The following is a 12,048-nucleotide window of genomic DNA, read 5'->3' on the forward strand; positions in this document are numbered from 1 at the left end:
ACAATTAAATCGGACTCTTTTTTTGCCATTAATCTTCACGGCTACCATCATCCGCCATACGAACAATTTTTGGCGAGAAGCTCGCAATAACATCCACAAGATCTTCTTGTGCAGCCATGACCTCATGGATATTTTTATAAGCCATAGGCGCCTCATCCATACCCGCTCCTATTAACGTAACTCCATGGTCAAGCAGCATTGATTTTAAAGCATCAGGAGCTAAGGTTTTTATCGCTTTTGTTCGACTCATCAATCGACCTGCTCCATGTGAAGCAGATTGTATAGCAGCTTCCTCTCCTTTTCCTCTTACCAAGAAGCCTGCTGTTGCCATAGAACCAGGAATAATTCCCAAGACACCTTTGGCAGCTGGCGTTGCTCCTTTACGATGAACGATCACTTCCTCTCCCTTCCATAATTCCTTCCAAGCAAAATTATGATGATTCTCCACCATCGCCAATCGTTCTGCGCCCAAAGCAGTTTTAATTTTTTCATGAATCACCTCATGACAAGCAGAGGCATAGTCACCCGCTAAATTCATCGCCAACCAATATTCTTGTCCTTCTGCAGTATCCAAGCCCATGTAAGCTAAATTTTGAGCCTCATAAGGTAACTGACAAACTTTTTTGGCCAACTTTGTATAGTGATCGGCAATGGTTGCTCCCAGTCCTCTAGATCCAGAGTGCGTCAATAAAGCGACATATCGACCTTTTTCTATACCTAAAGCCATATCTGATTCTTTAAACTCCATGATTCCAAATTCAACGAAGTGATTTCCACCTCCTGAAGATCCCAATTGTGTCCACGCTTTATCTTTCAATTGACGAACAAAGTCATTGGTTTCAAAAGCATGATGCTCCAAGACAGCATGATCAACGCGTTCATGTTTCAGGTAACCGTGACCCGCTCCAAATTTGGTATGATCCAGTAACACTTTTTTATAAAAATCATGATGCACATACAAATGCTCTTCTGGCACATCAAAGATCGATAAAGCCATACGACATCCGATATCAACACCTACACCATATGGGATTACAGCATTGGTTGTTGCCAACACCCCGCCAATAGGTAATCCATACCCTTGGTGCGCGTCTGGCATCAATGCTCCTGCCACAGCTACTGGAAGTTTCATGGCAACATCCATTTGAAGCAATGCTCCATCTTCAATTTGCTCCTTCCCATAGATCTTATATGCTTGTTTTCCTTCTTTTAAAGTGATGACATTTTTAGCGACTTCATCCACATTTAAAAGAGCTGCGACTAACGGTTGAAATATTGCATCTTCTAGATAAGCATCAGGGTTGGTCAACACTTCTGTAAATTTTACTATCATTTGCTCTCGTGTAAAACCCAATCTCTTTTTATTGATTTTTAACGCTTCTCCTAAAGCAAAATTTTCTTTATATCCTAAGGCAATTAAGTCATTACCGTTTATTCTTTTATTTTCCATAATTCTATTGTTCATTGAGTACCTTAATCCTGTCTGATAGGAATCGTCATTGTATTCCTATAATATACTTGTATTAATTCTATTTTTTTCTTTAAGCAAGGGACAACACCTCTTTACCGTTGCCCCCTGCACCTCTTTCTGTTTCCGTTCATCAATCACCTCACTACCATTATAATGATCGATGAGCCGTTTTGGATTATTTCACAAACAATTGTTTCAGTTGATCGACCACTTGTCCATTTCCAGACACTGAGATATTATTTATTTTCTCGGCAATCTTCTCCACGTACTCCATCTCTTTCAATTTAAACAACATTGCATTTTCTTCCATCAACTTAGCCGTATTTAACAAGCTTCTTGTCGAAGCAGTTTCCTCACGACGTGTGATGATATTGGCCTGTGCTTTTTTCTCTGCCACCAAGACCTGATTCATAATCTCACGGATATCCCCTGGCAAGATAATGTCTTTCACACCCGCATGGAATACCTTCACACCTAACAATTCCACTTGTGCAGCTGTTTCCGATAAAACTTGCGTATTGATTTCAGATTTATTCTCCATCAATTCATCCAACGTCATTCGACCAATGTAAGCACGCAATGCCAATTGCATCAACATATACAATTGCTTTTCAAACTCTTTATTCTCCAATAAAGCTTTCAACACATCAACAACTTGATATTGTATAGAGAAGTTGATCCGAATTTGTGCTTTATCTTTTGTCAAGATCTCTTGTCCCACAATATCCATTGTCGTCAACCGCATATCTACTTTTGAAATTGCAATCGATGTTGCATTTTTCCACCAGTAGTATGTTCCTGCATCCAATACTTTCGTAAAGACCCCGTCAAGAAACAACAATCCTTTTTCAGATGGTTCCAACTTAAATTGGCGTACATAATACAACAACGTTTGTTTTTCTAATAGTTGTTTGTTTACTGTTGCACCAATCTCAATGTTTGTAATATCTTCCTTTTGGAAACGATAATTTTGTAAACCTTTCCAGAACACATGTATTCCTGCAGCGAGCATTTGTTTGAAGTTATTATTCACAAAAACCAAACAGATCTCTGTATCCGCCACTTCTACCAATTCAATATGCTCAGCAAAACCTGACACCTGCAACAATACATCAATATCCAATGTAGATTGAACAGGTTTTGATAGATCATATACGTCCAATTTTTCACCAAAACCTAACCAATATTTTCCGATTGTCAATACACGCACAACTGCATTGTTTTTTATAACCAATCCTATTTCATTTGTATTTATCGTTACTCTTTTCATATCTGAATTCTTTTATTTTTAATCATTATACTAGTTTAAAAAACACTTCGTGTCTTATTCATTGTCCAAAGCCGGAATATAAAAGGAGTCTAACAGAAAAATAAATTGTGTATAATTTGATATTTTATTCCATACATCCTAAGATGTATTTTTCAATAATCTCTTTATACTCGAAATTAATTTTGCAACTAGACTTGTTTTATATCACAAAGACGCTATTCAATTGTCTATTCTATTTTTTTTAAAGTAGAGATAGACTGAACAAGAGACGAAGCGCTTATCTAAGGACTTTTTTGAAGAAAGTCATAACTTAAAATGGAACTTTCGTTCCTCCAACCAAAGACACACGTTGAAATGTGCGTGGGACTCGAACCCACCTTATTTGTTGTACTCTACCTCTGAGTTATTCCGCCTGAGGCGGAAGTAGGATTCGAACCTACGACCCCAACATCCGACAATGTGATTTATTTTCAGTCAGTATATTGTATTCTATAGAACCAACACTATCCTGCTATACAGAAACAGGAAACCAGGACTTCAATTCCTCACCTTGTCCTATACTCTTACGAGTATATATCTTAAAAAGCTATTCGCTTGTTTTCTCAAAGAACTTATTGTCTTACCGACATTACAAATGTGCATGGCATATCACGCAGTCTTATTGCGTAGTAACTGTTTTTATTAAAAAAGAGAATGAAAAAACAATAAACAACTATAAATCAGCAAAATAATTTTACATTATTTTGCTGATAGAATAAAAAACAGTCATAATGCGCAAATAAGTTGCGTAGTAAAATTGGATTACCTATTTTTAAGTACACCCTTTTTATTAAAGAATACGATGTCAATCAATAAACTTGCTTTAATTCGCTACAAAACCATTGACAACTGCCTATGTCAGCGTCACCGAAAATGGACGTTAGATGATCTTATTGAGAAAGTATCAGAAAACTTGTACGAGTTAGAGGGAATCCATAACGGTATCAGTAGAAGAACCATTCAAGGAGATATTCAACTGATGCGCAGTAATAAATTGGGGTATAATGCACCTATTATTGTTACGGATAGAAAATTCTACAGCTATGCTGATTCAAAATACAGCATCAGCAATTCTCCAATCACCTCTTTAGATATGGAAAAGATGAAGGAGGCAGTAGATCTATTGAAGCATTTGAATGGTTTTTCGTATTTCGATGAGATGAGCGATATGATCGTGCGTTTAGAAAATAACTTAATCAAATCTGAAGGTGCACAGAAACCAGTTGTACAGATGGAAAGCAATAAGTTATTAAAAGGCTTAAACTGGATTACCATTATACACCATGCTATTCGGGAAGAGATTCCTTTACTCATCACCTACAAATCCTTTAAATCATTGGGAGGTACACAAGCTGTTTACTACCCATATCTGCTGAAAGAATATCGCAATCGCTGGTTTTTGATCTGTAAACCAAAAAAAGGAACTTTATTATTAACATTAGCTTTGGATCGTATCGAAGATATTGATGAAATGGCAAAAGCTGGATTTATCCCTTATGAAGGTATCGATTTCGAACGTTACTTTGCTGACACCATAGGGGTTACAAAAACTCAAAAAGACCGAGGACAAAAGGTGATTTTAAAAATTGATGCCTACAATGCTCCTTATGTAGAAACCAAACCAATACATAGTTCACAACAAATCATAGACAAAGATGATAACGGTTGCATACTGATCAGACTTGATGTTGTTCTGAACTTTGAGTTAGAAAGAGAGATCTTGGGTTTCGGAGAAAATATGGAAGTTATTGCACCTCGGCATTTACGAGAGCGTATCAAACGAAGGATTGAAAAAAACCTCAAGCAGTATAGCAAAGAAACAGTATGATGATATATTGATATTTAAAATTGAACGATGCTCAATAATTTATCTATCCGTATATTTGCTCCATGATCTATTTTCACATTCCATTTTGTAAGCAAGCCTGTCATTACTGCGACTTTCATTTCAGCACTTCGTTGAAATATAAAGACGAGATGCTCAGTATGTTTCAAAAAGAAATAGAACTTCGATCCAATTACCTGGAAGACAGAAATGTCAAGTCCATCTATTTCGGAGGAGGTACACCCTCTATCTTAGCCGCTGAAGATATCTCTCGATTAATCGATAAAGTATCCAAACATTTTGATATTGATCCTGATGTAGAAATCACATTGGAAGCCAATCCAGATGATCTGCATCGAGAAAAAGTAGAACAACTACGCCAAACTGAAGTCAACCGCTTTAGCATAGGCATTCAATCGTTCTTTGAAGAAGACCTGAGGTGGATGAATCGTGCCCATAACCAACAAGAAGCAGAATCATGTATCATGCGTGTACAAGACGCAGGATTTGAAAATATTACCTGTGATCTCATTTATGGATATCCGTTATTGACCAATGCAAAGTGGAAATCGAATATGCAGAAATTAGTCGATTTTCAAATCCCCCATATTTCATCTTATTCGATGACTGTGGAAAAGAAAACAGCATTGGATCATATGATCAAAACGGGTAAAGCTCCTGCTATCGATAGTGATCAGGCTGCCGATCATATGTTGATGCTCATTGACTATTTAAAAAATGAAGGTTTTGAGCAATATGAAATATCCAATTTTGCTAAAAATGGCATGTATGCCAAACACAATACCAGCTATTGGAAAGGAAAACATTATCTCGGTATTGGACCATCAGCACATTCTTTCAATGGCAATTCCCGTTCTTGGAATATTGCAAATAATGCAAAATACATCCATGATATTTCAGAAAATACGCTTCCATTAGAAACGGAAAACTTATCCACACATGATCGTCTCAATGAATATACGATGACTTCCCTTCGTACGATGTGGGGAATTAATCTCGTAGTCGTGGAAGATAAATTTGGTACTGATGTTAAAAATCAGCTATTGAAAATTGCAGAGGAATTTATCTATAACAAGCAATTAACACATCTAGAAAACCAACTTACCCTTACGGATGCAGGAAAGTTAATGGCCGATCATATTATGTCAGAACTGTTTATTGTGGACGACAATTCTGAATACGAATAACGATAAGCTATTTGGGTGTCGCCTTTAATTTTAGCCACTCCTCTTCTGCCAATTTTCGTGTTTCAGGTTTGATATAGTCTGGATCTCGTTGAAGATCATCTTGTATACTTGACATCAACATTTCATCCAACGGAACAAGTTCAGTTCTGGAAGACCATCGGCTGATGAAAAAATTATCCGTTTTTTCATCGAAAAGAATTTCGTAATCATCCAACCGACGTTGATCATCATAAGCTTCAATAACATAATAAGGCAAAGAGTGATTTGGCTTTTCTACTATTTCCAACTGTAAAGGTTCGTATTCATATTGATATGAGCTGAGTTTAAATAATAGGGTAATCGCTGTTTCATATCGACTCAATCTATTTAAAATCGCCTGCTCTTCTTTGTTATACTGAAACGGGTTGGGATAATACTCGCCATCATAGCGGTAATCTTTGGCATGTTGCTTTGTTTTTAGTGGTTCTACTCGAACACCGTTCTTATTGATCAGGTATTCTTTAACATGCTCATCAGCGGGAATGACAGTCCAATGTTCGCCCCCTGCTTCATATTGTTTTTTCATCTTACCTTCATATACCGTTGCATAACCATAATTAAAAGGTACTGCAAAACCCCAATTTGCTGCTGTGATTCTATTTCCTAAAAAGTCTACAAACCCGATTTTTCCTTTTTCAACATAACGTCTTAAACCTTCAGACCAATAATCAGATCCATTATCAAAAAATTGAGGATAATACAATAATTGTCCTTTTCTGTTATATACGGTTGCTACAGCAAAAGCAGGACTATCTTTGTCATAATCTTCTTGCTCCATGACACCAATAAATTCAATAAGGGGTTCCTCAATAGGAGTATTTAAATCATAATCTTGGTATACTGGATACAGAAGTGGAATAACAATAGTTCCTTTTTCATCGCGCACGCCTACCTTGGTGCTGTCGGCAGACATAACATAATAGAGTTTCTCTTGCCCTTTCAGAATGAAAAAGCAAAAAGACAATGCTATAGCAACAAAAGTTTTTATCATCATCATTTCAACAATTCTTTCGATTTTAAATATTTCATAATGATAGCCGTTGCGCCTGCATGTTGTCGCACGTAGCATTTTGCCTGATCTCCTGCGGCTAGTCGGTTTATATCATCTTGCAGTTGAGTAAATATCGTTATTAATTCTGTTGTATTTTGAATTGAAAATCCAGCTCTCTGTTCAATCAAATCTTTAGCTTCCTGAAATTTATGGTATTTCGGCCCAAAGATAACCGGCAGTCCATAAGTAGCTGCTTCCAATGTATTATGAATGCCAGCACCAAAACCACCTCCAATATATGTAATCTTACCATAGCCATATAAAGAAGACAACATACCTATATTATCGATAATGAATACTTGTGCATCTTTTATCTGTTGTTGATCATATTGACTAAAATGTGAGAATCGTAAAGCTGTAGGAAATAAAGCGATGATAGCTGCTATATGTGATTCATGGATTTCATGAGGTGCTATGATCAATTTCCATTCTGAGAATCTTTCCATTAAATCTTTCAACAGCTTTTCATCTTCTGGCCAGGTGCTGCCCGCGACTAACACTGGAAAACCTCTCACAAATTGCTCGATTTCGGAGATCTGCTTTTGCTGTTTTGGCAATTCAACCACTCGATCAAAACGGGTATCGCCCGTTAAGCCGACGTTTCGAAATCCGTGTTCTTTCAACAAGTGCACACTTTCCTCATTTTGCATAAAAAAATAGGTCACTGCCGATAATATGTTACGAAAGAATCCTCCATAAGATTGAAAGAAAACTTGATTAGGTCTGAAGATCGCAGAGATCATCAACAAAGGAATATTTCTGCTTTTCAATTCAGCAAAATAATAATGCCAATATTCATATTTGGTGAAGACAACAAACTCAGGGTTAATTAAATCGACAAAAAGCTTGGCATTTTTCGCTGAATCTTCAGGCAGATAAAACACATAATCTGCTAAATTGCTGTTTTTCCGAATTTCATATCCGGAAGGAGAATAAAAAGTGATGACGATTTTTTTTGATGGAAAATCTTTTTTTATGCCTTCCAAAACCGCTCTCCCCTGTTCAAATTCACCTAAGGATGCAAAGTGAAACCAAATGTGTTTTTGACCAACTTCAACCGTTTGACTCATGCGCGCATACCAGTCCTTACGACCTGTTACCCATAGCTTCGCTTTGGGATGAAAAGGTGCGATTATGCGTAATAAAAGCCCATAAAGATAAATTCCTAACGAATAAATAAGGCGCATGTTCGTAAAATAATACTTATATTCGTCAAAGATATTAAACCCTTTTCTAATTGTTGGAAATAAGTGGAAAATAAGATACGCAACCGAATATTAATAACTGGAGCTGCAGGATTTCTAGGTTCTCATCTTTGTGATCGTTTTATTCAAGAAGATTACCATGTTATTGGTATGGATAATTTGATAACGGGAGATATTCGTAATATTGAACACTTATTTAAACTTTCCAATTTTGAATTTTACAATCATGATGTTTCCAAGTTCGTACATGTAGCAGGACATTTGGATTACATCTTACATTTTGCTTCTCCTGCAAGTCCAGTAGATTACCTTAAGATTCCTATTCAAACACTAAAGGTTGGTTCTTTAGGCACCCATAACTTATTAGGCTTAGCCCTTCAAAAAAGAGCGCGAATTTTAGTGGCATCTACATCCGAAATCTATGGAGATCCAACAGTAAGTCCACAATCGGAAGATTACTGGGGGAATGTTAATCCTGTGGGCCCTCGTGGAGTTTATGATGAAGCTAAACGTTTTCAGGAAGCCATCACGATGGCTTACCATAACTTCCATCACTTAGAGACAAGGATTGTTCGTATTTTCAATACGTTTGGTCCGCGCATGCGTATGAATGATGGACGTGCTGTTCCGACCTTTATTAAACAAGCGTTATTGGGAGAAGATATCACCTTATTTGGAGATGGAGAGCAAACACGGTCTTTCTGCTATGTCTCTGATCAGATCGAGGGCATTTTTAAAGCCTTACATGCTGATTGTGTCGAACCTATCAATATCGGAAACACGGAAGAGATTACGCTGAACCAGTTAGCTCAGGAAATTTTGGAAATTACGCAAGCAAAAGGAAAATTAGTATACCAACCCTTACCAACAGAAGACCCTAAACAACGGAGACCTGATATTTCAAAAGCAAAACGCATTTTAAACTGGGAACCGCTGACTTCGAGAATAACAGGTTTGAAAAGTACGATTGCTTATTATCAATCGTTATCTATTGAAAATTTAGAACATAAAGACTTTACATATTATAATTATAAACAATGAGCAAAATACTTGTAACAGGCGGCACAGGCTATATTGGTTCGCATACCGTTGTTGAATTACACAATGCAGGCTATACACCTATTATCGTTGACAACTTATCTAATTCTAGCATCAAAATGTTAGATCAAATTGAGAAAATCATAGGGGTAAAACCAGAGTTTCATCAATTTGATTTATGTGATGATACAAAGGTTCTAGAATTTGTTAAAAACAATAGTGATATTAGTGGTGTTATCCATTTTGCAGCATCTAAAGCTGTAGGAGAATCTGTTAAAAATCCTTTAAAATATTATCATAACAACTTTTTCTCATTAATCAACCTACTGGAAGCTTATCGTGAGAAGCCTGTAAATTTTGTATTTTCTTCCAGCTGTACCGTATATGGTGAACCGGATTATTTACCCGTTGACGAAGCAGCTCCTGTAAAGAAAGCCACTTCTCCTTATGGTAACACCAAACAAATTGCAGAAGAAATATTAGAAGAAACAGCAAAGGCTTATGATAACTTCAATATCATTGCATTACGCTACTTCAATCCAGTAGGCGCTCATGAGTCAGCATTAATTGGAGAATTACCCTTAGGAGTTCCTCAAAATTTATTACCATTTATCACACAGACAGCGATCGGTAAGCGTGAGCAATTAACGGTATTTGGAAATGACTTTGAAACACCAGACGGATTCTGCGTGCGTGATTTTATTCACGTTGTTGATTTAGCAAAAGCACATGTTGCGGCGATCAAATTATTAGAAAAAGGTAATCCAGCAGGTAAATATGATGTGTTTAATGTTGGAACTGGAAAAGGTTACTCTGTTTTAGAAGCGATTAAGGCTTTTGAAGAAGCATCTGGTCAAAAACTGAACTATGTGGTTGGTCCTCGTCGTGAAGGTGATATCGTAAAAGTATATGGTGACGCAACTAAATCTACCAATGAATTGCATTGGAAAGCAGAACTAGGGATCTTCGAAATGATGGATAGTGCCTGGAAATGGGAGAAATATCTACAAGAAAATCCAATCGTTTAAAAAACTAAAGGAGCTGACTGTATTGAGTCATCTCCTTTTTCATTCTAGTAGCAAGTCGATTATTTCCGTAATACGAAGTCCACCAATACCCCTTTATGATCCGTAGGCCAAATTCCTCTTGGCAATAGAAACTGACTTTCATCTTGTTCTACAGCCATTTTACCTCTTAGAATAGATTCTTTAGGCCCTACAATATAAGCTTTGGTTGCTTTTAATCTTGTATTCTCTTTATAAAAGACAAAATCAATACGATCCCGTTCATCGGCATCCGCACCCCAGATTAATTTTTTAATTTCAACATCTTTATTATAAGCTGGAAAAGTAAATCCTGGAAAGCGGACCTCATCTGGATAAACTTTTCTGAACGCATCAACATAGCCCTGCTTTGCAAGTATACTTGTATTTTGCCAAGGAATCACTAAGCCTTTGTGATCAAATAAGTTACTAGTTCGAGAAGTCCAATCTAAATAAGAAGCCTCGTTAAAATCACCACAAAAAATAACCAAACGATTCTTCTTTTCCTCTAAAGTCGCATCAGCTAAAAACAACGAAATGGCTTCATCTCGACTTGAAGATAGACTATTGGCCAAGATAGAATCCACGTCAACAATAGGTTTTTCCAACTTTTCCCATGTGTCAGCATGGTAACCACGAGGCAAATAATTAGCCCCTTTGGTATACTCCAAATGTCCTGTGTAGAAAGCGATTTCCGCTCCATTACAGGAAACAACGGCTTTGTAAATAGTTCCTATAAATTCTTGAGGAGAACCAATCTGTGCATGTTCAAGAATTGGATATTTACTGAGAATACCACTATCATCGCTAAAAAAAGAATAATAAACTTTACCTCTTTTTGCCAAAGCTGAAACGATGCGCTCATGAAATTTCGTATTGTCGTAATTGCGAACTTCGCTAAGCGCAACAAGGTCTGCATCACGGTAAGCAATTTCATCGACTAAGGCCTCAAAACCGTTTGGAACGACAGTACCTTCCTGCCAAATATTTAATTGAAAGACTTTTAATTTCTTTTTTTGTGCATATGCACCTATCACTAAAAAAATAAACGTAAGAAGAAGTAGTTTTCTAAGCATCATCGGTCTGGTTTTAATTTTCTTAAATATACAGTTTAAACTATATTCCTAAAAAGAGAAAATAAGACATTTTTCTACGGCTACCGTAGATCTAGAATCTATTTTAAAACCATTAAATTTCTACTATCTTTAAACCATGTCCATTCATCAAGATCCAGAATTAAAAAAAGCAGTGCTAAATCTCCCGATAAAGGAGAAAGATAAATTGTTATTACGTTTGATTAGCAAAGATAAAATGTTGGTCAAGCAATTACATTTTCAGCTTTTGGAAGATGAATCTGACTTGGAAGCACGCATTGAAAATCTAAGAAAACACTTACAACAACTCTTTGATATTGGTGCCTCTCAAGTATTCAATTCGCCGAACATGAGTAATTTTGTTGGATTGAGCAAGCTGGTCAAACAAGCAAGCGGGATGGTCAATGAGCATGAGAAAGTAACAAAAGACAAAATAAGTGAAGTGGAGTTTCGGATATATATCTTAGAAAGAGCGATCATGAACTATCCACACCTTTTCAGCTCCTCTTATCAATCTGCTGCCCATAAACTACAAAAATATATAGCAGGACGAATAAAACATGCTGTCGCTAAATACGAAAAGATTCATGAAGACCATCAATTTGATTTTAGAGAACATTTTCAACTTATTCTTGATACAGCGAAGGATACCGCACTACATGATTATATCAAAGTCTTAAATATCAATACAAACCTGTAATTGGTCAAAAACCGATGAATAGTTGTAAGTTTTAATTTTTCAGTTCAGGGAGAAACGATCAGTAC

Annotated in this window: 10 protein-coding genes; 5 read left to right on the forward strand and 5 right to left on the reverse strand. The window is 36.6% G+C overall.

Annotated elements, in window-relative coordinates; translation table 11 throughout:
* Positions 1 to 28: 28 nt before the first annotated feature.
* Positions 29 to 1,465 carry an RtcB family protein gene (locus LZQ00_RS14915; RefSeq protein WP_234510059.1) on the reverse strand — a complete coding sequence of 479 codons (1,437 nt, stop codon included), beginning with the start codon at positions 1,463 to 1,465 and terminating at the stop codon, positions 29 to 31.
* A gap of 181 nt (positions 1,466 to 1,646) precedes the next feature.
* Positions 1,647 to 2,741 (reverse strand): slipin family protein, encoded by a 1,095-nt coding sequence (locus LZQ00_RS14920; RefSeq protein ID WP_234510060.1) that lies wholly within the window; start codon positions 2,739 to 2,741, stop codon positions 1,647 to 1,649.
* Between the two features lie 841 nt (positions 2,742 to 3,582).
* On the opposite strand from LZQ00_RS14920, the gene LZQ00_RS14925 reads away from it, so the two are divergent.
* Positions 3,583 to 4,608: a helix-turn-helix transcriptional regulator gene (locus LZQ00_RS14925; protein ID WP_234510061.1), complete on the forward strand. Its 1,026-nt coding sequence runs from the start codon at positions 3,583 to 3,585 to the stop codon at positions 4,606 to 4,608.
* A 77-nt stretch (positions 4,609 to 4,685) separates the two neighbouring features.
* The gene (gene hemW / locus LZQ00_RS14930; RefSeq protein WP_234514820.1) at positions 4,686 to 5,813 is read left to right on the forward strand and encodes a radical SAM family heme chaperone HemW; all 1,128 of its coding nucleotides are present in this window, start codon (positions 4,686 to 4,688) and stop codon (positions 5,811 to 5,813) included.
* Between the two features lie 7 nt (positions 5,814 to 5,820).
* On the opposite strand, the gene LZQ00_RS14935 is transcribed toward hemW, so the two are convergent.
* Positions 5,821 to 6,849, reverse strand: coding sequence for a hypothetical protein (locus tag LZQ00_RS14935; protein WP_234510062.1), 1,029 nt, complete (start codon positions 6,847 to 6,849; stop codon positions 5,821 to 5,823).
* Complete coding sequence (locus LZQ00_RS14940; RefSeq protein WP_234510063.1) at positions 6,846 to 8,090, reverse strand: 3-deoxy-D-manno-octulosonic acid transferase; 1,245 nt, start codon at positions 8,088 to 8,090, stop codon at positions 6,846 to 6,848. The genes LZQ00_RS14935 and LZQ00_RS14940 overlap by 4 nt, the downstream gene beginning before the upstream one ends.
* A 63-nt stretch (positions 8,091 to 8,153) precedes the next feature.
* On the opposite strand from LZQ00_RS14940, the gene LZQ00_RS14945 reads away from it, so the two are divergent.
* Positions 8,154 to 9,149: a UDP-glucuronic acid decarboxylase family protein gene (locus LZQ00_RS14945; protein WP_234510064.1), complete on the forward strand. Its 996-nt coding sequence runs from the start codon at positions 8,154 to 8,156 to the stop codon at positions 9,147 to 9,149.
* Positions 9,146 to 10,174: a UDP-glucose 4-epimerase GalE gene (gene galE / locus LZQ00_RS14950; protein ID WP_234510065.1), complete on the forward strand. Its 1,029-nt coding sequence runs from the start codon at positions 9,146 to 9,148 to the stop codon at positions 10,172 to 10,174. The genes LZQ00_RS14945 and galE overlap by 4 nt, the downstream gene beginning before the upstream one ends.
* Positions 10,175 to 10,233: 59 nt before the next feature.
* On the opposite strand, the gene LZQ00_RS14955 is transcribed toward galE, so the two are convergent.
* Positions 10,234 to 11,268 carry an endonuclease/exonuclease/phosphatase family protein gene (locus LZQ00_RS14955; protein WP_234510066.1) on the reverse strand — a complete coding sequence of 345 codons (1,035 nt, stop codon included), beginning with the start codon at positions 11,266 to 11,268 and terminating at the stop codon, positions 10,234 to 10,236.
* Positions 11,269 to 11,401: 133 nt separating this feature from the next.
* Here LZQ00_RS14955 and LZQ00_RS14960 point away from each other — a divergent pair, with 133 nt between their 5' ends.
* Entirely contained in the window at positions 11,402 to 11,983 is a 582-nt protein-coding gene (locus LZQ00_RS14960; RefSeq protein WP_234510067.1) for a hypothetical protein, read from the forward strand.
* Positions 11,984 to 12,048: the final 65 nt, after the last annotated feature.

It is taken from the genome of Sphingobacterium sp. SRCM116780 (assembly GCF_021442025.1).
Taxonomy (GTDB): Bacteria; Bacteroidota; Bacteroidia; order Sphingobacteriales; family Sphingobacteriaceae; genus Sphingobacterium.

Bases quoted from the DNA above. Each gene is read 5' to 3' on its own strand.
- LZQ00_RS14915 (WP_234510059.1), bottom strand. From the start codon at position 1,465: ATGAACAATAGAATTATGGAAAATAAAAGAATAAACGGTAATGACTTA.
- LZQ00_RS14920 (WP_234510060.1), bottom strand. From the start codon at position 2,741: ATGAAAAGAGTAACGATAAATACAAATGAAATAGGATTGGTTATAAAA.
- LZQ00_RS14925 (WP_234510061.1), top strand. From the start codon at position 3,583: ATGTCAATCAATAAACTTGCTTTAATTCGCTACAAAACCATTGACAAC.
- LZQ00_RS14935 (WP_234510062.1), bottom strand. From the start codon at position 6,849: ATGATGATGATAAAAACTTTTGTTGCTATAGCATTGTCTTTTTGCTTT.
- LZQ00_RS14940 (WP_234510063.1), bottom strand. From the start codon at position 8,090: ATGCGCCTTATTTATTCGTTAGGAATTTATCTTTATGGGCTTTTATTA.
- galE (WP_234510065.1), top strand. From the start codon at position 9,146: ATGAGCAAAATACTTGTAACAGGCGGCACAGGCTATATTGGTTCGCAT.
- LZQ00_RS14955 (WP_234510066.1), bottom strand. From the start codon at position 11,268: ATGATGCTTAGAAAACTACTTCTTCTTACGTTTATTTTTTTAGTGATA.
- LZQ00_RS14960 (WP_234510067.1), top strand. From the start codon at position 11,402: ATGTCCATTCATCAAGATCCAGAATTAAAAAAAGCAGTGCTAAATCTC.